20 protein-coding genes are annotated in these 18,578 nt (G+C 61.4%); 10 read left to right on the top strand and 10 right to left on the bottom strand.

What is annotated here, in order from left to right; all coding sequences use genetic code 11:
• Nucleotides 1-71 precede the first annotated feature (71 nt).
• The 6 genes from NJT13_RS09845 to NJT13_RS09820 all read left to right on the top strand — a co-directional run bounded on the left by NJT13_RS09845 (nt 72) and on the right by NJT13_RS09820 (nt 6,207).
• The gene (locus NJT13_RS09845) at nt 72-257 is read left to right on the top strand and encodes a hypothetical protein (protein ID WP_254521400.1); all 186 of its coding nucleotides are present in this window, start codon (nt 72-74) and stop codon (nt 255-257) included.
• Nucleotides 258-496: 239 nt separating this feature from the next.
• A complete protein-coding gene (truA, locus tag NJT13_RS09840) occupies nt 497-1,354 on the top strand; it encodes a tRNA pseudouridine(38-40) synthase TruA (RefSeq protein ID WP_254521399.1) in 858 nt (285 codons plus the stop codon).
• A gap of 516 nt (nt 1,355-1,870) precedes the next feature.
• A complete protein-coding gene (gene pepF, locus NJT13_RS09835; protein WP_254521398.1) occupies nt 1,871-3,664 on the top strand; it encodes an oligoendopeptidase F in 1,794 nt (597 codons plus the stop codon).
• A gap of 216 nt (nt 3,665-3,880) precedes the next feature.
• Nucleotides 3,881-5,113, top strand: a complete 1,233-nt coding sequence (gene pan2, locus NJT13_RS09830) for a proteasome-activating nucleotidase Pan2 (RefSeq protein WP_254521397.1) — start codon at nt 3,881-3,883, stop codon at nt 5,111-5,113.
• Nucleotides 5,114-5,272: 159 nt separating this feature from the next.
• Complete coding sequence (locus NJT13_RS09825; protein ID WP_254521396.1) at nt 5,273-5,752, top strand: pyruvoyl-dependent arginine decarboxylase; 480 nt, start codon at nt 5,273-5,275, stop codon at nt 5,750-5,752.
• 59 nt (nt 5,753-5,811) lie between these two features.
• Nucleotides 5,812-6,207, top strand: a complete 396-nt coding sequence (locus tag NJT13_RS09820; protein ID WP_254521395.1) for a DUF5811 family protein — start codon at nt 5,812-5,814, stop codon at nt 6,205-6,207.
• Nucleotides 6,208-6,250: 43 nt separating this feature from the next.
• On the opposite strand, the gene NJT13_RS09815 is transcribed toward NJT13_RS09820, so the two are convergent.
• The 3 genes from NJT13_RS09815 to NJT13_RS09805 all read right to left on the bottom strand — a co-directional run bounded on the left by NJT13_RS09815 (nt 6,251) and on the right by NJT13_RS09805 (nt 10,096).
• Entirely contained in the window at nt 6,251-6,703 is a 453-nt protein-coding gene (locus tag NJT13_RS09815) for a DUF6276 family protein (protein ID WP_254521394.1), read from the bottom strand.
• A gap of 62 nt (nt 6,704-6,765) precedes the next feature.
• Nucleotides 6,766-7,482 (bottom strand): V-type ATP synthase subunit D, encoded by a 717-nt coding sequence (locus NJT13_RS09810; RefSeq protein WP_254521393.1) that lies wholly within the window; start codon nt 7,480-7,482, stop codon nt 6,766-6,768.
• A gap of 1,000 nt (nt 7,483-8,482) precedes the next feature.
• Nucleotides 8,483-10,096 carry a long-chain-fatty-acid--CoA ligase gene (locus tag NJT13_RS09805; protein ID WP_254521392.1) on the bottom strand — a complete coding sequence of 538 codons (1,614 nt, stop codon included), beginning with the start codon at nt 10,094-10,096 and terminating at the stop codon, nt 8,483-8,485.
• Between the two features lie 395 nt (nt 10,097-10,491).
• On the opposite strand from NJT13_RS09805, the gene NJT13_RS23480 reads away from it, so the two are divergent.
• The 4 genes from NJT13_RS23480 (at nt 10,492) to NJT13_RS23470 (ending at nt 12,553) form a co-directional block, all read left to right on the top strand.
• On the top strand, nt 10,492-10,944 hold the full coding sequence (locus NJT13_RS23480) for a halocin C8-like domain-containing protein (protein ID WP_425499747.1): 453 nt from the start codon (nt 10,492-10,494) through the stop codon (nt 10,942-10,944).
• 63 nt (nt 10,945-11,007) lie between these two features.
• Nucleotides 11,008-11,610 carry a PH domain-containing protein gene (locus NJT13_RS09800; RefSeq protein WP_254521391.1) on the top strand — a complete coding sequence of 201 codons (603 nt, stop codon included), beginning with the start codon at nt 11,008-11,010 and terminating at the stop codon, nt 11,608-11,610.
• Entirely contained in the window at nt 11,588-12,088 is a 501-nt protein-coding gene (locus tag NJT13_RS23475; RefSeq protein ID WP_425499809.1) for a PH domain-containing protein, read from the top strand. The genes NJT13_RS09800 and NJT13_RS23475 overlap by 23 nt, the downstream gene beginning before the upstream one ends.
• A 12-nt stretch (nt 12,089-12,100) precedes the next feature.
• Nucleotides 12,101-12,553 carry a PH domain-containing protein gene (locus NJT13_RS23470; protein WP_425499746.1) on the top strand — a complete coding sequence of 151 codons (453 nt, stop codon included), beginning with the start codon at nt 12,101-12,103 and terminating at the stop codon, nt 12,551-12,553.
• Nucleotides 12,554-12,583: 30 nt separating this feature from the next.
• On the opposite strand, the gene NJT13_RS09795 is transcribed toward NJT13_RS23470, so the two are convergent.
• From NJT13_RS09795 to NJT13_RS09765, 7 genes are all read right to left on the bottom strand, one after another.
• Nucleotides 12,584-12,751, bottom strand: coding sequence for a DUF7987 family protein (locus NJT13_RS09795; protein ID WP_254521390.1), 168 nt, complete (start codon nt 12,749-12,751; stop codon nt 12,584-12,586).
• Nucleotides 12,752-13,036: 285 nt separating this feature from the next.
• Nucleotides 13,037-14,452 carry an ATP synthase subunit B gene (locus tag NJT13_RS09790; RefSeq protein WP_254521389.1) on the bottom strand — a complete coding sequence of 472 codons (1,416 nt, stop codon included), beginning with the start codon at nt 14,450-14,452 and terminating at the stop codon, nt 13,037-13,039.
• Between the two features lie 2 nt (nt 14,453-14,454).
• Nucleotides 14,455-16,218 (bottom strand): ATP synthase subunit A, encoded by a 1,764-nt coding sequence (locus NJT13_RS09785; protein ID WP_254521388.1) that lies wholly within the window; start codon nt 16,216-16,218, stop codon nt 14,455-14,457.
• A gap of 4 nt (nt 16,219-16,222) precedes the next feature.
• Nucleotides 16,223-16,555, bottom strand: a complete 333-nt coding sequence (locus tag NJT13_RS09780; RefSeq protein WP_254521387.1) for a V-type ATP synthase subunit F — start codon at nt 16,553-16,555, stop codon at nt 16,223-16,225.
• Nucleotides 16,552-17,604 carry a V-type ATP synthase subunit C gene (locus NJT13_RS09775; RefSeq protein WP_254521386.1) on the bottom strand — a complete coding sequence of 351 codons (1,053 nt, stop codon included), beginning with the start codon at nt 17,602-17,604 and terminating at the stop codon, nt 16,552-16,554. The genes NJT13_RS09780 and NJT13_RS09775 overlap by 4 nt, the downstream gene beginning before the upstream one ends.
• The gene (locus NJT13_RS09770) at nt 17,601-18,182 is read right to left on the bottom strand and encodes a V-type ATP synthase subunit E (RefSeq protein WP_254521385.1); all 582 of its coding nucleotides are present in this window, start codon (nt 18,180-18,182) and stop codon (nt 17,601-17,603) included. The genes NJT13_RS09775 and NJT13_RS09770 overlap by 4 nt, the downstream gene beginning before the upstream one ends.
• Before the next feature lie 24 nt (nt 18,183-18,206).
• On the bottom strand, nt 18,207-18,449 hold the full coding sequence (locus NJT13_RS09765; RefSeq protein ID WP_254525439.1) for a hypothetical protein: 243 nt from the start codon (nt 18,447-18,449) through the stop codon (nt 18,207-18,209).
• Nucleotides 18,450-18,578 lie beyond the last annotated feature (129 nt).

Here is an 18,578-nt window from a genome sequence, read left to right as displayed (position 1 = left end):
ATATCGTTCCTGATCAAAGATGGCATTTATCCGTCTCGAGCGAGTCCATCCGATGGTGGGTCACCAGTTCTATGCACACTGACTGGGACAGCATCGCCTGGGAAACGCAGACGGTACCGGAAGAAAACGAGGTCCGAGTCCGCGTCGAAGGACGAATACGCGACCTGGACGATCGAATGTTCCAAAAACTTCAGGAACGACAGGTCAACGTAAGCAAAGTTACGCTCGCCCCCGAGGCGGACCCGGCCGACGAGTGACTTTGCCGCCGAAGAGTGCTATGGATCGTTCCGGCGGACGGACCCGCCAGGGGCGAATTGATCGATGCCGTCCGCTTTTTTCAGAGGCCCGCGTTCGCGAGGGTCGATCGTCGACTCATGTCGACTCGTGTCCGCTGCTCCGATCCGGAGACGACCGGGTTCGAGTCGACCCAGTCGGGGAGCAAAACGGGTAGCATAACTCGCTGGCTCCGCTGGATCAACTCGAGAACCGATATCCGATGACACTTCGCGCGTTCCGGATCGCCTACGACGGCACGGATTACTACGGCTATCAGCGCCAGCCCGACGTCTCCACCGTCGAGGACGCCATCTTCGACGCCCTCCGTGCGCTCGAAGTCCTGGACTCGAGCGCGGACAAGCCCGACGGATATGCCGCGGCGGGGCGCACCGACGCGGGCGTCTCCGCGCTCGCACAGACCATCGCACTCGAGTCCCCCGACTGGCTCACGCCGCGGGCGCTGAACGCCGAACTTCCCGCCGACGTTCGGGCCTGGGCGGCCGCCGACGCACCCGACGAATTCCACGCGACCCACCACGCGATACGTCGGGAGTACACCTATCACCTCTACGCGCCGGTCGATGCGCCGTCCGACGCGCTGTCGGGGTCCGAAACGGTTCCGACCCCGCTGGAGGACGATCGATTCCGGACCGCCTGCGAGGCGCTGTCGGGGTCCCACGATTTCCACAATCTGACGCCGGACGATCACAACACCGAGCGCTCGCCGTCGATGGCGGCGAGCCGCGACGGCGACTACCTCGTCGTCACCGTCAGCGCCTCCGGCTTCGCCCGAGAACTCGTCCGTCGGCTCCTCTCGCTGGCTCGCGATATCGCCACCGGCGAGGAGCCACTCGAGAAGATAGACCGCGTTTTCGCATCCGAGCCGATCCCCGGCCACGAGGGGATCGAACCCGCCCCGCCGGAGCCGCTCGTGCTGACCGACGTGGTCTATCCGGACCTCGAGTTCGAAATCGACGACGCGGCAGCCGCCAGCGCTCGCGCCGTGTTCGAGCGCCGCCGGATCGACCGGCGAACCGGCGCGCGCGTGGCCGGGCAGGTCGCGGACGGCATGCGGTGAGGCGGGCGCGATACGGTGTGGCGACGGCAGACGGTGCGACGAACCGCTCGAGTAGACCCCATCGATTCCGTACTTGGACCCGTCGACGCAACTCGAGGACGGCACGGACCGACGACTCGATGACGGAAACGCGACCAGGAAAGCCGACGGCGGCAACACGGCGGGGAGGGCCGCGAAAGCGGAATGCAACGTCAGTGAGGCGGCGATGGCGACGCGGGGACGGCGAGACACCCACCTGCGCGTGAAACTGGACACGGCGGCCCTCACTTTCGTAAGGCGCGGTCGCGGCCCACCTTCGAACGAGCCGTTCCGCGTGACGATCCCGGTTGCCGATCGTCTGCAGGCCATACTTGTATGGAGGCTGATACTCGAGCCCGATGGACGGTGCCCTTCTCAGGTTCGCGGCCACGCGGGTCCCGAAAAATCGCTTCCTGCGGCCCGAGTGGCGCACCCGCTCGCTATCAGTCGCCGGTCAGGTTCGGCAAGCTTTACCTCATGCATTTCTAACCAACTTCTATGAGTTCCGTTCCTGACCGCTCCGAGGTAGACGATGAGTATACCTGGAACCTCGAGAGCATCTACGCGACGGACGACGACTGGGAGTCCGCCTACGAGTCCGTCGCCGAGCGCGTCGACGAACTCGAGGCCTACGAGGGGCAGGTCATCGACGACGCCGAGACCCTCCTCGCCGTCCTCGAGTTGCGCGACGAGATCATGCGCGAAGTGTCGACGGTCGTCGCCTACGCCCGGATGCGTCGTGACGAGGACACGACGGACCAACACTATCAGGGGCTGACCGCCCGCGCCCAGTCGCTCGCGGCCGAAGCCCAGTCTTCGGCCTCTTTCATCGATCCCGAAATACAGGAACTGGACCGCGAGGAGTTCGATTCGATGGTCGACGCGAAACCCGCCCTCGAGACGTACGACCACTACGTGGACGACGTCCTCCGGATGAAACCGCACACTCGCTCGGCGGAAGTCGAGGCGTTGCTCGCCGACCTGAGCGAAGTGACGGGTGCGACGGGTGAGGTGTACAACATGCTCTCGAACGCCGACATGGAGTTCCCGACCGCCGAGGACTCCGAGGGCGAAGCCGTCGAGATCACTCAGAGCAACTTCACGAACCTGCTCAAACGGCCCGACCGCGACTTCCGCGAGCGCGTTTACGAAGCGTACTTCGACGAGTGGGAATCGGTCCGCAACACCGTCGCCTCCGCCTACAAGAACAGCGTCAAAGCCGACGTGAAAACCGCTCGAGCGCGAAACTACGATACCGCTCGCGAAGCCGCCCTCGATGGCCCGAACGTCCCGGTCGAGGTCTACGACACCCTCGTCGACACGGTCCACGACAATCTCGGGAAACTTCACCGCCACGCAACACTGAAGCAACGAGCGTTAGACGTCGACGAACTTCGGATGTGGGATCTCTACATGCCATTGACCGGGGACGAAGGTCCCGACCTCGAGTACGAGCAGGCGACCGAGTACGTCGTCGACGCGCTCGCACCGTTGGGCGACGAGTACCAGTCTCGCGTCGCCGACGGGCTCGACTCTCAGTGGGTCGACGTCTTCGAGAACGTGGGGAAGCAATCCGGCGCCTACTCGGGCGGCACGTACGACACCCAGCCGTTCATCTTGCTCAATTATCAACACGACATCGCCTCGATGTACACGCTGGCCCACGAACTCGGCCACTCGATGCACTCCGAACTCACCAAGGAAGAACAGCCGTTCATCTACTCGAGCTACGAAATATTCGTCGCGGAGGTCGCAAGCACGGTCAACGAGGCCCTGCTCACGAACCACTTGCTCGAAACCGTCGACGATCCAGAGTTCCGAAAACACGTCCTCAACGAATTCTTGGAGCGCGTCCGTTCGACGCTGTACCGACAGACGCTCTTCGCCGAGTTCGAACACGAAACCCACCGACTCGAAGAGGACGGCGAACCGCTGACCGCCGACCGATTGGACGACGTGTACCGCGGCCTCAAAGAGGAGTATTACGAACCCGCCGTCGTCGACGACCGTATCTCCCGCGAGTGGATGCGGATCCCTCACTTTTACCGGGCGTTTTACGTCTACCAGTACGCGACCGGTATTTCCGCGGCACTGGCGATCGTCGACGACGTTCTCGAGCGCGGCCGACCGGCCGCGGACGACTACCTCGACTTCCTCCAGCGGGGGTCCAGGGAGTACCCGCTCGAACTCCTTCGGATCGCCGGCGTCGATATGAGTTCCTCGGAGCCGATCGACCGCGCGCTCGAAACCTACGGCGATCGTCTCGACGAATTCGAGTCGTTGCTCGACTGACCGGGCGGCCACAGTCCACCGGTTCTCCGATTTTCGTCGGACAGATCCGCGATCCGACGAGGCGGTCCCGACCACCGCTTCGATGCGGATACGTTGGACGAGTTCCCCACGGCTGTCGCCTTGCACCGTCCGGGAGTGGGTTGATACCACATGACGGAATTTGCGCCGGGACCCAAAGGCACATTTACTGTCGATATCTTATCGGCGTATATCAGGATGTCTCGAAGCCCGTCTATTCCCGACCGACCTCACCGCGATATCGACCCCGACCTTCCCGACGACGAGCGGCTCGAGGCGCTTCGCGGGCACTACGAGGACCTCGTCGACGTCAACGAACAGCTGACCGCTCAGCTCGACGACGCAGAGGACCGCCGGAAGCGCCTTCGGGAGAACGTCGATCGTGTCGAACGCGAAAACGAGACGCTGAAGAGTTCGTCGCTGTACATCGCCACCGTCGAAGACGTCCTCGACGATGACGAGGTCATCGTCAAACAACACGGCAACAACCAGGAGGTCCTCACCGAGGTTTCCGCCCGGATGGTCGACCGCGTCGAACCCGGCGACCGCGTCGCCGTCAACGATTCCTTCGCTATCCAGACGATACTGAACGCGGAGACCGACGCGCGCGCGCAGTCGATGGAGATCACCGAGAAGCCGGAAGTGACGTACGCGGACATCGGCGGCATCGACGAGCAGGTCAGGGAAGTCCGCGAGGCCGTCGAGCAACCGCTCGCCGAGCCCGAACTGTTCGACGAAGTCGGGATCGATCCGCCGAGCGGCGTTTTGCTCTACGGCCCGCCGGGAACGGGCAAGACGATGCTCGCGAAGGCCGTCGCCAACGAGACGGACGCGACGTTCATCAAGATGGCCGGCTCCGAACTCGTCCGCAAATTCATCGGCGAGGGGTCCCGCCTGGTCCGCGACCTCTTCGAAATGGCCCGCGAACGCGAACCCGCCATCATCTTCATCGACGAGATCGACGCCATCGCCACTCGCCGAACCGAGTCGAAGACCTCCGGTGATGCCGAGGTCCAGCGGACGATGATGCAACTGCTCTCCGAGATGGACGGCTTCGAGGCCCGCGGCGAGATTCGCATCATCGCCGCGACGAACCGCTTCGACATGCTCGACCGCGCGATCCTCCGTCCCGGCCGGTTCGACCGCCTCATCGAAGTCCCCGAACCCGACCGCGACGGCCGCGAACAGATTCTGGAGATCCACACCCGCGGAATGAGCGTCTCCGGGGACGTCGACTTTGCCGACCTCGCGGACGATACCGACGGCTACTCCGGCGCGGACATCGAGAGCCTCGCCACCGAAGCCGGCATGTTCGCCATCCGCAACGACCGCGAGACGGTCACGCATACCGATTTCGCCGAGGCCTTGGAGAAGATCGAAAACGACGACTCGAGCGACGTGATTTCGTCGGCGGGATACTTCTATCAATAGCAGCCGTTCGTTCCCGCTGTGTGGACTCGTTTTCTACCACTCGACGACCTCCCGACACGTCTTCGGGTTCCGATCCTGGCCGTTCAGCGATCACCGTTGCGATATTCCGACACGAGCGCGGATCGCAACGCCTTACGCCGCCCGCCCCCGAATGCCAGTATGAGCACGATTCGCGTCGTCTGGGGGGCCGCGTCGGGCCCCACGGCGATGGCCTCCTACGACGCCGCGCTCGCCGAAGCCGGCGTCGAGAACTACAACCTCGTCTCCGTCTCCTCCGTGATCCCAGCCGGTGTCTCCGTCGAGGCCGTCGGGACCGCACCGGACCTCGGTCCCGCCGGTGAACGACTGACGGTCGTCGAAGCGCGAGCGACCACCGCCGGGCCGGGACGGGTGAGCGCCGCGCTCGCCTGGTCCCAGTCCGTCGACGACGGGCCGGGATTGTTCTACGAGACCGCCGGCGAGATGGACCGCGCTGACGTCGAACGACGAGTTCGAGAGGGTCTGTCCGCGGGCCAGGAACTTCGCGAGTGGCGCTTCGCGGACCCGCAGGTCGCCGTCGAGAGTCAGCAGGCCGATTCGGGTCGATACACGACGGCAGTCGTCCTGGCAGTTTACGGCGACAGCGAGCCGATTCTCTAGATTGTCCGAAGGCGAACCCTTTTCACCCGGCGGCCCGTTGCTACTGGCACACACTTCTCATGAACGGAAATACGCCGTACGCAGGTCTGCCGGGCGAGACTGGGGCTGGACAGCGTGCCGCGGCGGACGTTCCTGACCTCTCGAGGGCGCAGAAACGACTGCTTCACCGTGACGTCTCGCGGATCGCCGCCCGAACGCGCGAGTTTCTCCCGAACGAGTACATCGTCGATTCCGACGTCTCGACGAGCCTGACTGGCCCACAGGTCACCGTTGCGGTCCGTCCCCCGGTCGGCCACCCGGTCAGCGCCGGCTTCACGCCTGACCTGGAGGACGCGGCCACGGAGGAGGTCATCACCGCCGACGAACGCGACGAAGTCGCCCGGGGGCTCGCCGCGAGTGCCGCGCTACAGGTGAAACAGGCCGTCAGCGACAACGTCCGGCCGACCGGAAAATAACCCCCCGCGATTTCTTATCGGGTTCGCGAGTGCGCGATTCGAGTCAGTAGAGCAACTGCTCGAGTTGGTGTCGGCGACGTTCGAGGTCGATTGCCGGTTCGACCGAAGGATCGTCGCCGAGGCGATCGAGAACGAGCAACGGGTCCGCTCCGAGGCGCTCGACCTCTCTGAGGAGCAACTCGATTGCGGTCCGATTCGTCGCCAGCGACGAACACAGGCCGATCGCGAGCGCCAGCGGAACCGCACGCTCGGGTCGCCTCGGAAACGCGTCGCTGACCCGCGTAAAGTCGGGATTTTCGGCCGCGGCCCCGTCCTCGCCCGGGAACACGTCCGGCGCATCGTCTCCAGTCGCGGTCGAGTCCGAACGCGGGGCCGGCTCGAGGCTCAGACAGCGCGGACAGAAGGTTACCGTTGGGGCCTCCGACGGCGCGTACTCGCGGTACTCGTCGGGAACCGAAAGGAGAATACTCGACGCGCCGCACTCGGAACAGGCCATGATCGGACTCGGGTGTGAACGATTCGGTGATCGTCGATGGTCGGCGGTCGTGATCGACCGGATCAGTCGTCGTCTGCAGCCGCTTGTTCCAGTTCCGTCTCGTCTTCGTCTTCGGGCTCCGTTTCTGGCGCGGATTCCCGTTCTTCACGCTCTTCGGCTTCCTTCTTCTCCTTGATCTTCTTCAGGCGGAACGTCTCCTCGCGCTCCTGTTCTTCGAGCTTCTGTTCGATGTACTCCTGGTTCTCGTACAGTTCCGGGAGGAGTTTGAACTCGAGGGCGTTGACCCGCCGTTTGGTCGTCTCGATCTCGCGGAGCATCTTCTTCATTGCCGTCTCCACCTCGGCGGCGAGGATGATGCTCTGGAGTAAGTCCTCGTATGCTTCCGCGGCTTCGTCGATGCGGGCGGAGGTGCCCATGATCCCGTAGCCGCGCTGATCGAGGCTCTTGGTGACCCGCGAGGATTCGATCTGCGGGACGACGACGCCCATGATGTTCTTCGATTCGGTCGTGATTTCCGGGTGTTCTTCCAGCGCCGCCGCGGCACCGCGAACGGCGACGTCGCCCTCCATCGCCCGTGCCATGTTGATCTTCTGCTGGGCCGACTCGTAGTCCTCCGCGAGGTTGCCGCGGACGTCCTGGGCCTTGTCCAGGATGTCCATGAACTCCATGATCAGCCCGTCGCGTTTCTTCTCGAGCGTGCCGTGTCCCCGCTCGGAGAGCTCGATGCGATCCTCGATCGCCATCAAGTTCTTGCGGGTGGGCTTGACGTCGTTGGCCATCTTGTGGGGGGATTGCGGCCGCAGTCGGATAACTGTTTACAGTTTTCGTCGACCAGGCTCGCCTGCGGTCCGATACCGGGAGTGAAGGCGGTGTGACTCTACTCCGAGCGAGCGCAGTGGATGCTGACTCGAGTCCGCAAGCGGACCGATCGGGGATAGTGAGTCGCAACCGAATCGGTTACGTCGCGTGTCCCTGGGATTCGGTCGCGGCGGTCGTCGGATTGATCACGTTGTTGTAGCGGGGATTAATTTGATTGTTTGAAATCCAACACGTTCGCGACCTTCCGTGGATAAAGGCGGTTGCCGTCGCAGCCATTCCCTTCGCGTCAATATTCTGCTTACCGTCCGATCGATACTATACGGAGACCGGATGCCGTTCCCAGCGGTTATTTAGGGCAAGACCTCGACTCTCGAGCGTCGAGACGGGCCTCGAGGGCCTTCACTTCAAAATACGAACTGGCGGCGAAGATGAGCGCACCTGCGGCGAGTATCGTCGTATACGACGCTGAGACGACCGGATAAACGCCGTCAGCGGCTACAATACCCCCGGAGGTCGTGAACAGGGCGAGCAGTTGCGTGCCGGTTCCGATTCGCGATAGATATCTCGCTAGTACCTCCGAATCAGTATCCGTGGTTCTTGAATTCATAGTTTGGGTCCGTTGTTATTACTTCATCCAGTCACTAGCAACAACCCTCACTATCTGGTTCCAGGTAGTACATTTCACTCTTGGCATATGCTATCATTTCTGATCGAACGGGGCCTCCGTAACCGTCACGGAGAACCGATCGAGCGTACGAGATCGCAGTATCGAATGGGTTCCGGCCATCGCTTCCCGCCTCGACCGATCCGTCTCCGGATTCTCCAACGAAACAGTGTGGTCCGGATCCTGCCAGAACCGACCACCATTCGGCGGTACTTGGATGGGACGGTCGAATCCTTCGGAACCGTTCGCCTCTCGTCTCCACTCGAACGCGGGTGCAACAGGGTGTTTTGCGTGCGTTATCCCTGGCCGACCATTCGCTCTTCGTCCTCCCACTCCTCCTTTCGGAGTTCGTACTTCTGGACCTTCCCCGTCGCGGTCGTCGGCAGTTCCTCGACGAACTCGATCCTGTGGACGACCTTGTAGCCCGCTAACTTTTCGCGCGTGAACGCCTCGAGGTCGCCCTCGGTCACCCCCGGATCGTCGGGGTCGCCGGACCCGGGGACGACGAACGCTTTCGGCGTCTCGCCCCACTCGTCGCTCGGGGCCGGAATCACCGCGACGTCCGCCACGTCCGGGTGGTCGAACAGCGCGTCCTCGAGTTCGATGCTCGAGATGTTCTCGCCGCCCGAGATGATGATGTCTTTCTTGCGGTCCTGAATGGCGATCAAGCCGTTCTCGTCGATCGTCGCGAGGTCGCCCGTGTGGTAGTAGCCCTCGACGCGGTCGGTAAAGGCCTCCTCGGTCGCGTCGGGCTTCTCCCAGTATTTCTCCATGATCTGGTTGCCTCGGACGACGACTTCGCCGAGGGTCTCGTCGTCACGCGGGACGTCGGTTCCGTCCTCGTCGACGACCCGGATCTCGGTGCCGAGGAAGGACAGCCCCTGCCGTTTCTTGATCCGAAACCGGTCGTCGCTGTCGTCGTCGAACCGTCGCCGCGCGTCGGAGGTCGTGATCAGCGGCCCCGTTTCGGTCGCGCCGTAGACGTGTTTCAGGTACCAGCCGAACTCGTCTTCGACGGTTCTGATCGTGGCTTCCGGCGGCGCGCTGCCGGCGGTCGCCAGTCGAACGTCCGCGTCGCCGGTCGTCTCGGGTTCGTTCGTTTCGTAATATTCGACCAACATGTTCAGCACCGTCGGGGCACCGCACATGTACGAGACGTCCTCCGACCGCACCGCTTCGAAGATGTCCCCGGCATCCACGCCGCGCGTGCAGACGTGTTTCGCGCCGATTCCGGTCACCGCGAAGATGTGGCCCCAGCCGTTCGCGTGGAACATCGGCAACGTCCACAGGTAGACGTCGTCGTCGGTCAACTCCTGGTGGGCGACCAGCAGGTAGGCGTGGATCGTCTCGCAGCGGTGGGTGCGACAGACGCCCTTCGGATCGCCCGTCGTCCCCGAGGTGTAGTTGATCGTGATGATTTCGTCCTCGCTCATCGCCGGCCGGTCGTACTCCGTTCCCGCGTCCTCGAGAACCTCGTCGAAACGTTCCCAGTCACCCTCCAGGGCGCTCGAGTCGTTCGTGATGAACGTCTCCGTCGGCACCTCGTCGCGAATCTCCTCGATCCGGTCGGCGTACTCGTGATCCGCGTAAATCGCGTCGACGCCCGCGTCCGAGAGGATGTACTCGAAATCGTTCGGTGTCAAGCGATAGTTCAGCGGCGTGTGAATCGCGCCCAGTTGCATGATCCCGTAGGCCGCCTCGAGGTGGTAGTGCGTGTTCGGGTCGAGGACAGCGACTCGGTCGCCTTTTTCGATGCCGCGTTGCTCGAGCGCCGCCGAGAACCGGTCGGCGCGCTCGCCGAGTTCGTCGTACGTGAATCGTTCTCCCGTGGTGGCGACGACCGCCTCGTCGTCGCCGTAGTGGGTCCGCGCCCGGTCTAAGAACTCCGGTACGAGTAGTGGTTTGTGCATGCATGCCATTCTTTGCGGGCAGTACATACGATAGTTTTCATCTGTCACACGTGGAGAACGATCACGGAAGGGAATGTTTTGGAGTGAGCAGAGTTACAGGAGTCGTTGAAGTCAGTGCACACCCTGCTCGCGCATTCGCGGCGGGCGAGTCGTTGCTGGCCGCTTCATTGCTAACGGTGAGTGAATCGTTTCAACAACTACTATTGTATGTCAACAGACTCGGAGTCAAGTCGTTCGAAAATCGAAGATTCTCGATGACAGCAAGAGCTTCGGTCTCGCCCGCTCACTGAAATATCCAATTTACGGACGATCCCGAGGCATCCGCGTTACAATTCTGTGAACCGTCACACGATCTTTAAGCACCGAGAGAATCCCGCTGTTAACGGCGGGCGAGGATGTCACTACGAAGAGATGAAAGTGAGAATTCCAGCATCGATGCTGAGCATCGTCTTGCGGTGTACGATGCAGTAGATGATGGTTCATCCTCCGACAGGCTTTCAACACAGTCCACTGAATCCGATCTTACGAAGAGGGTCGTTACTCCTGAGAAAGAAATCCGAGAAACGATGGAATCAGTGGAAAATCGGAGAGGTTCGGGCCAGGTGACTATCCAAGGAGTTGGTAATGGTCCTCGTGACGAGTGCAAGTGGGCAGTTCCTCTCATCTGTCAAAACGTTTGTGGTGCAGCAGGTGGGTTCGCCTGCGGTTTCTTCGGTATTATTAGTGGCGGCATAGGAGGTGTCGGGTGCCTCACCATCGTGAACGTAACCTGCGCATTTGCATCAACGTACGGCTGCACTGGATCGCTCGCTGATAGTGTGTGTGAAGAGGAAGTAAATCTCTGCTGAAATATAACACTAACGCATTTATTTGAGGCCAAATCTAACATGAGTAAATAGTGTAATGTTTGAATGATTCCTGAACAAAGCGATCGCCATACCGCGAAACGGTTGCACATATTTAGCGCCGTTCAATTATTTTCCAAAGGCATGTTACTTGGACTCGGGGCACCCATCTTTGTAACTGGTCTTTTGACTATTCTGTTTCCAATGGAGCGGGTTGCAGTTTTGCTTGATTTATCGTTCGTTCTCGTCTTCATCGGCCCGATATACGGAATCGCTCGGTACCTCTGTTTCAAATACGAAGATCGGAGCCACTCTCTCGTCATCAATTCCGGTGTTCTCGCCAGAACGACACGAGAAATACCGTATACGCGCGTGCAGAATATTCACGTTCAACGGGGAGCGGTATCCCGTCTTCTCGGAGTTGCAACTGTCATGATTGAGACGGCGGGCGAGACCACGTCAGAAGTCGTCCTCGGATGTATCTCCATCGGAGAGGCGGAACGACTACAGCAGACTATTCGAGACGAAGCCACCGAGAGTGACGGGGCAAGTCAGTCACCAACACATCTATTTTCACTCAATCGATCAGAGTTTCTTATCCTCTGCCTGACGTCATTTTTACCAGGGGACGGTCTTACTTGCCACAATAAGTCTCCCGGCTATCAATGATTTATTCGGACCGGAACTTCTTCAACTCGCACAACCCCTCGGCGGGCCGGATCAACTTGCTCTCGATGCAATCAATCCTGAAGGTGTCTTCGCACTGACTCCCGTCTGGGGACCGCTTGCTTTCATCGGGCTCTGGGCATGTAGCGCCGTTCTCACCGGCTTACAATATTACGGCCACGCTCTCGGACGACTGAACGATTCACTCGTCTATAGACGCGGGATGATAAGCACCCGAAGCGGAACGGTTCCATACGAAAAAATACAAACACTCCGAATTTCGGAGTCTGTCCCCGTTAGGTTCCTTGGAATGGCGAAGCTATCAGTAGAAACTGCTGGTGCCGGGGGAACCGACAATGCTGAGCGTCACGGTCGCGAATTAATTATTCCCCTCGCTCACGGGTCACGGGTGTGGCGTTTTGCACACGGTCTATTCGAATTTGAAGACCCAGCGTTCGAACGCCCCCCAAAGCGTGCTTGAACGAGGTACGCTATGCAATACACGATTTCTATCGGCATCGTTTTCGTAGTCGCTATAGCCGCAACAGTCACGACAGGTTTCCACTATTGGTACGGGCCGTTACTATTGCTTCCGCTGGCCCCTGTCGCTGCACACGTTAAATGGGCTAATCTTGGATACCATATTGGTGACCACTGTTTCGTGGTTCGAAGCGGGTTTTGGAACCGCACTACTCGAATCGTTCCCTATTTTCGTTTCCAGTCCGGGTCGGTCAAACAAACAGTGTTTCAAAGGCGATGGAAATTGGCAAGTTTTATTTTCGATACAGCAAGCGCGACGGCGGTATTCGATCGGTCACCGACTGTGATCGATGTACATCCACATGATGCACGATGTATTCACAACGAGTGTCGGTCTTCCTTACAGGACCGACTGTCGAATCCACAGCGTCAACGGTACGGTCTGAAAGAACGAGTAGAGAGATAAGGTACCGAGAGACCAAGGACCACAGTTTGATCAATCAGACAAGATTGACGTAATAATTGTTGGAATGATAACCCCGACACCGATTAGCAGAGCATATAATGCTTTGCTATTGATCTCTGTAGATTGACCCCAGAAAAATAATGCAATCGCGATAATGATGAATGCAATCGTAATGCCAATCTGTATCCTCTCAACCATATTCACACATCCTCACCATTGGTTATAAGCATTTTGTTGCAGGAACATCTGATTTAGTTAAATGTGCGCAAGAGTACACCGGGTGTGCGTGAGCCGTTCGCCTGTGGTGGCGACGACCGCCTCGTCGTCGCCGTAGTGGATGCGCATCTAGTCGAAGAACCCGGCACGAGCTGACAGTCCACCGGGCGGTCAGCGACGGTGAGTTGGTGTAAGGCATGAACGACGAGTTCGTCGGAGCACTTCGAACGAACAGAAGGAAAATCTCGGATCCCTCGAGTCGTGTGATTACTCGGCTTCGACTTCGACGGATTCCGTCTCGTCTTCGCGGTAGTGCTCTTCGATGAGGTCCTCGTCGATCCGGTTGAGCTCCGTTTTCGGGAGCGCAGACAGCAGGTCCCAGCCGACCTCGAGCGTCTGCTCGATCGAGCGGTTGGTGTCGTAGCCCTGCTGGACGAACTCCGCTTCGAAGCGGTCGGCGAAGTCGAGGAACTTGTTGTCGCGTTCGGACAGCGCCTCGCGGCCGACGATGTTCACGAGGTCGCGCAGGTCCTCACCCTCCGCGTAGGCGGCGTACATCTGGTCGGAGACGTCGCCGTGGTCTTCGCGGGTCAGGCCCTCGCCGATCCCGTCGTCCATCAGCCGCGAGAGGCTGGGCAGGACGTTGATCGGCGGTTCGATCCCCTGACTGTTCAGGTCCCGATCCATCATGATCTGACCCTCGGTGATGTAGCCGGTCAGGTCCGGAATCGGGTGGGTGTCGTCGTCGCCGGGCATCGTCAGGATCGGAATCTGCGTGACCGACCCCTCCTTGCCCTCGATTCGACCCGCGCGCTCGTAGAGCTGCGCCAGGTCGGTGTACATGTACCCGGGGTAGCCACGACGTCCCGGAACCTCCTCGCGTGCGGCACCGATCTCGCGCAGCGCCTCACAGTAGTTGGTCATGTCCGTCAGAATGACCAGGACGTGGTAGCCCTCCTCGAAGGCCAGGTACTCGGCGGTCGTCAACGCGAGTCGCGGCGTGACCTGCCGTTCGACCGCGGGGTCGTCCGCGAGGTTCATGAAGACGACCGAGCGCTCGAGCGCGCCGGTGCGCTCGAAGTCGTCCATGAACTCGTTTGCCTCTTCGGCGGTGATTCCCATCGCGCCGAAGATGACCGCGAACTCGGAGCCTTCGCCCTCGCCTTCCTCTTCTTCCGGCACCGTCGCCTGACGGGCGATCTGGAGTGCGAGTTCGTTGTGGGGCAGTCCCGATCCGGAGAAGATCGGCAGCTTCTGGCCCCGGACCAGCGTGTTCATGCCGTCGATGGCGGAGACGCCGGTCTGGATGAACTCCTCGGGGTATTCGCGCGAGAAGGGGTTGATCGCTTCGCCGACGATGTCGCGGCGCTCGTCGGGGACGATCTCCGGGCCGCCGTCGATCGGGTTCCCGGACCCGTCCAGGACCCGTCCGAGCAGATCCTCGGTGACGGGCATCTTCATCGTCTCGCCCAGGAAGCGAACGGAGGCGTTGCGGTCGATCCCGCCCGTGCCCTCGAACACCTGGATCGAGACGATCCCCTCGCTCGATTCCAGTACCTGTCCGCGCAGGGTGTCGCCCTGTGGCGTCTCGATCTCGACGATTTCGTCGTAGCCAACGGGCTCGTCGACCTCGGCGAACACCAGCGGACCGCTGATTTCCGTGATAGTCTGGTACTCTTTCATTGTTAGTACAGTGCGCGCAGTTGCGTTTCGAGGTCGCTTTCGATCTCGTCGATGAACTCGTCCCACTCTTCGGCGGTGCCCATCCGGTTGAGCCGCGGTGCGGCGTCGACGTCCTGAATCTCCTCGACCGGCACTCCGGCCTCGAGCGCTTCGAACGCCTCGTCGTTGAACGTCTGGATGGCCTGGAGCATCCGGTAGGTCTTCTCGGGCTCACAGTAGGTGTCGACGTCGTGGAGCGCGTTCTGCTGGAGCCAGGCCTCACGCAGGTACCGCGCGACCTCGAGCGTGAGCTGCTGGTCTTCCGGCAGGGCGTCCTTGCCGACGAGTTGCACGATCTCTTGCAGTTCGTCCTCCTCGTCGAGCACGTCGACGGCCCACTGGCGAACTTCGGGCCAGTCGCTCTCGACGTTTTCCTCCCACCAGGGATCGAGCTGGTCCTTGTACAGCGAGTAGGACTCGTTCCAGTTGATCGCCGGGAAGTGCCGACGTTCCGCGAGGTCGGCGTCCAGCGCCCAGAACGTCTTGACGATGCGCAGCGTGTTCTGCGTGACGGGTTCCGAGAAGTCGCCGCCGGGCGGCGACACGGCGCCGACGACCGAGATTGAGCCCTCGCCGCCGTTGATCAGCTGGAACTTGCCGGCGCGCTCGTAGAACTCGGAGAGCGCGGCCGCCAGATACGCGGGGTAGCCCTCCTCGCCGGGCATCTCCTCGAGTCGGCTCGAGATCTCCCGCATGGCCTCGGCCCACCGCGAGGTGGAGTCGGCCATCAGCGCGACGTCGTAGCCCATGTCGCGGTAGTACTCTGCGATCGTGATTCCCGTGTAAATACAGGACTCGCGAGCGGCGACCGGCATGTTCGACGTATTGGCGATGAGACACGTTCGGGCCATCAGCGGGTTGCCGGTCTGCGGGTCGGGCAGTTCCGGGAAGTCCTCGATGACCTCGGTCATCTCGTTGCCGCGCTCGCCACAGCCGATGTAGACGACGATGTCCGCGTCGGACCACTTGGCGAGTTGCTGCTGGGTGACGGTCTTGCCCGACCCGAACGGACCGGGAATCGCCGCCGTCCCGCCTTTCGCGAGCGGGAACAGACCGTCCTGAATCCGCTGGCCGGTCACCAGGGGCTCGGTCGGCGTCTCCTTCTCACCGGCGGGCCGGGCTTCGCGGACTGGCCACTCCTGGTGCATCTGGATTTCCTCGCCGTTCGAGAGTTCGACGACGGTTTCTTCGACGGTGAACTCGCCGCTCTCGACGCTGGCCACCTCGCCGCCCTCGTAGTCCGGCGGCACCATGACCTTGTGGTCGATGGTGATCGTCTCTTCGACCGTCCCGACGACGTCGCCGGGTTCGACGGTGTCGCCCTCCTCGACCTCGGGGGAGAACTCCCACTGCTTCTCGAGGTCGATCCCGGGGGCGTCGACCCCGCGGTCGAGGAATGCCGTCCCCATCTTCTCTTCTAAGACGTCGAGCGGTCGCTGCACGCCGTCGTAGATGGAGTCCAGCATCCCGGGTCCGAGGTCGACGCTCAGCGGCTCGCCCGTGTTCTGGACGGGTTCGCCCGGGCCGACGCCGGAGGTTTCCTCGTAGACCTGAATCGTGGTCAGGTTCCCTTCGATCTCGATGACCTCGCCCATCAGTCCTTCGTCGCCGACGTAGACGACGTCGTTCATCCGGGCGTCGAGGTCCGTGGCGGTCACGACGGGACCGCTCACGCTTTCGATTACACCGTCTTCGTCGACGGATTCGATTTCTTCTGCCTGGCTCATAGTGTTACTCGCTTTCTTCTTCTTCCATCAGGTCGATACCGATCGCACGTTTGATCTGGTCGCGCAGCCCGCCGCCACCGGTCCCGCTGCCGATGGTGACGACGACCGGCTCGACGCTCGTCTCGACCTCCTGGCGAACGTTGCGCGACAGGTGCTCGAGGTCGTCGTCGTGCATGACGACGATCCCGACGCCCTCGTCTTCGAGGGCCGCCGTCGCCGCGTCGTCTAGTCGCTCTTCTTTCTCGTCGTCCGGAACGTTTTCGAACCGTCTGACTCCCGCGAGGCGGAAGCCGGTCGTAAACTCCGGGCTGCCGACGACTGCAATTTCCTGGCTCATAGGATCACCAGCTCCTCTTCGATTTCGCTCTCGTCGAGCCCGACCTCGCGTCCCCGTGCGATCGCACGGATGTTCTCGACCTCGCGCTCTTTCGCGAGGATGTACGAGAGAACGGGGGTAATGGTGGTCGGATAGATGCTCGAGAGCGTGTCCGCGTACTCGAGCAACGCAGCATCTAGTGCGTGTTCGAACTGTATAAGGCTGTCAGCATCGCGCAGCCGTTCCAGCGCTCCCGAGAGGCGGTCGCCGTAGCGTTTGTTTTCCGCGATGTGGTCGACGAGTTCGTCGTAGTGACCGACCAGCCGATTCAGCTCCGACTCGTCGAACAGGACGCCGCCCTCGATGTAGTAGGCTGCCGGGTCCAGATCGGCACCGCTTCGCGCGAGTCGCAACGCGTTTCGCGCGTTCCGGAAGTCGATCTCCGTCTGCAGGAACTCGACGTAGGTGGCTTCCGGCCCCTCCTGTGGCCGACCGAGGTCCTCGAGTAAGTTCTCGTAGAACGCGCGGTCGAGCGCGTTCTCGAGCGGGACGAGCGTCCCGACGGCTTCGTACTCTTCGTAGGCGTCCGCGAGCGGGTCCGCGAAAATCGTCCCGCCGACGACTTCGATCACGTCTTCGATCGAGTCGAGTTCGACCAGCCGGTCCAGCGTCCGATCGTCGAGTTCGCCGGCGCGGATGAGGTCCGTCCGGATCGCGTCGGCGTCCGAATCCGTGTAGATCCCGCGGATGATCGTCTTGAGATTCCAGACGTCGAATTTCCGGAGGTACCGGGCGATGAGGTCGTAGAGTCGCCCCTCCGCCCATTCGAGCAGGTCGTTGAAGTGCTTCGCGAGGTTGCGGTTCAGGGCGTACTCGATCAGGTTGACGCCCGAAAACCGCGTTCCGAGTTCGTTGATCTCGCGTTCGTACTCCGTTTCCTCCATGAACCGTGCGATCTCGCTCGGCCCCATCCGGATCAGCTTGCGGTAGTCCTCGTCCGCCAACATCGCCGCCTGTCGCGAGCGAACGCGAGCGTTCACGTATTCCGGATTCGAGGCACCTGAACTCATTGCTCGAAGAGTCGATTGCTGATCTCCCGGAGGTTGTCTTCCCACACGTCCTCGAGTACCGTGTCGAACGTGTTGTTGATGCGGACGCGGGACTGCTCGCTCTCGGCGACGACGCCGCCGAGACAGTCGTACTCGCCGGCGTACTTGTAGCCGTCGTAGTCGGCGAGGATCGAGTCGATCAGCTCCTCGTCGTCGCCGCGGCCGTAGACGCTGACGTCGTCGCCCTCGTCGAACTCGTCGGTCGCCGCCTCGAGCAGGTCACGGGTGAGCTCCTCGCGGGTGTCTCCCTCGAGGGCGGCGAGTTCGTCCTCGACCGCCTCGTGGACCTCCCCGAGGACGTCCCTGCGTGCCTCCAGGCGTTTCTGTTTCGCCTCCAGTTTCGCACTGGAGAGTCGCTGTTCGCGCAGTTGCTCGATTTCTCGCTCGACGTCGGCCTCGGCGTCAGCGACGATCTCGTCTGCGTCCTCCCGGGCGGTCGACTCGATCTCTTCGGCGCGCGCTTCGCCCTCAGCGCGGATCTCCTCCGCACGCGCGTGAGCCTCTTCTCGAATGTCCTCAACGACTGTATCCAGACTCATTGTAAGAAAGTTCGATAGGACGCTTTAGACGAAGAGCGCGACCAGTGCGAAGATCACGAGCGTCTCGGGCAGGACCGTCAGCAGAATCCCGATACCCGGCGAGATGGACTCCTCGGCGAGCGCGCCGACGACGGAGGCCCCGATCCCTCGCTCCGCATAGCCCGCGCCGATTGCCGCGAGACCGATACCGATCGCCGCCGCTGCACCCTGGTCCAGCGCCTGGAGCGGGACGGCGTTCTCTGCGACACTGTTCAGCGCGAGTCCGATCTGGGGTAGAGTTTCGATTGTCATGATTGAGTTTTCCTTTGTGGTTTTGCAACCGGACAGGTGGTACTACTCCCCAGCGTCTTCTTAAAACTTCCCAAACCAAATTGCCGATTTTGCCGTCCTAACCGT

This window comes from Natrinema caseinilyticum, from assembly GCF_024227435.1.
Classification (GTDB): domain Archaea; phylum Halobacteriota; class Halobacteria; order Halobacteriales; family Natrialbaceae; genus Natrinema; species Natrinema caseinilyticum.
Note: the sequence above shows the minus strand (reverse complement) of the source record. Positions and strands in the feature narration are given on the sequence as shown.

Bases quoted from the DNA above. Each gene is read 5' to 3' on its own strand.
- NJT13_RS09805 (WP_254521392.1), bottom strand. From the start codon at position 10,096: ATGCACAAACCACTACTCGTACCGGAGTTCTTAGACCGGGCGCGGACC.
- NJT13_RS09770 (WP_254521385.1), bottom strand. From the start codon at position 18,182: ATGAGTCTGGATACAGTCGTTGAGGACATTCGAGAAGAGGCTCACGCG.
- NJT13_RS09825 (WP_254521396.1), top strand. From the start codon at position 5,273: ATGAGCACGATTCGCGTCGTCTGGGGGGCCGCGTCGGGCCCCACGGCG.
- pepF (WP_254521398.1), top strand. From the start codon at position 1,871: ATGAGTTCCGTTCCTGACCGCTCCGAGGTAGACGATGAGTATACCTGG.
- NJT13_RS09775 (WP_254521386.1), bottom strand. From the start codon at position 17,604: ATGAGTTCAGGTGCCTCGAATCCGGAATACGTGAACGCTCGCGTTCGC.
- NJT13_RS09820 (WP_254521395.1), top strand. From the start codon at position 5,812: ATGAACGGAAATACGCCGTACGCAGGTCTGCCGGGCGAGACTGGGGCT.
- pan2 (WP_254521397.1), top strand. From the start codon at position 3,881: ATGTCTCGAAGCCCGTCTATTCCCGACCGACCTCACCGCGATATCGAC.
- NJT13_RS09810 (WP_254521393.1), bottom strand. From the start codon at position 7,482: ATGGCCAACGACGTCAAGCCCACCCGCAAGAACTTGATGGCGATCGAG.
- NJT13_RS09815 (WP_254521394.1), bottom strand. From the start codon at position 6,703: ATGGCCTGTTCCGAGTGCGGCGCGTCGAGTATTCTCCTTTCGGTTCCC.
- NJT13_RS23470 (WP_425499746.1), top strand. From the start codon at position 12,101: ATGCAATACACGATTTCTATCGGCATCGTTTTCGTAGTCGCTATAGCC.
- NJT13_RS09790 (WP_254521389.1), bottom strand. From the start codon at position 14,452: ATGAAAGAGTACCAGACTATCACGGAAATCAGCGGTCCGCTGGTGTTC.
- NJT13_RS23480 (WP_425499747.1), top strand. From the start codon at position 10,492: ATGTCACTACGAAGAGATGAAAGTGAGAATTCCAGCATCGATGCTGAG.
- NJT13_RS09780 (WP_254521387.1), bottom strand. From the start codon at position 16,555: ATGAGCCAGGAAATTGCAGTCGTCGGCAGCCCGGAGTTTACGACCGGC.
- NJT13_RS09845 (WP_254521400.1), top strand. From the start codon at position 72: ATGCACACTGACTGGGACAGCATCGCCTGGGAAACGCAGACGGTACCG.
- NJT13_RS09795 (WP_254521390.1), bottom strand. From the start codon at position 12,751: ATGGTTGAGAGGATACAGATTGGCATTACGATTGCATTCATCATTATC.
- NJT13_RS09800 (WP_254521391.1), top strand. From the start codon at position 11,008: ATGATTCCTGAACAAAGCGATCGCCATACCGCGAAACGGTTGCACATA.
- truA (WP_254521399.1), top strand. From the start codon at position 497: ATGACACTTCGCGCGTTCCGGATCGCCTACGACGGCACGGATTACTAC.
- NJT13_RS09785 (WP_254521388.1), bottom strand. From the start codon at position 16,218: ATGAGCCAGGCAGAAGAAATCGAATCCGTCGACGAAGACGGTGTAATC.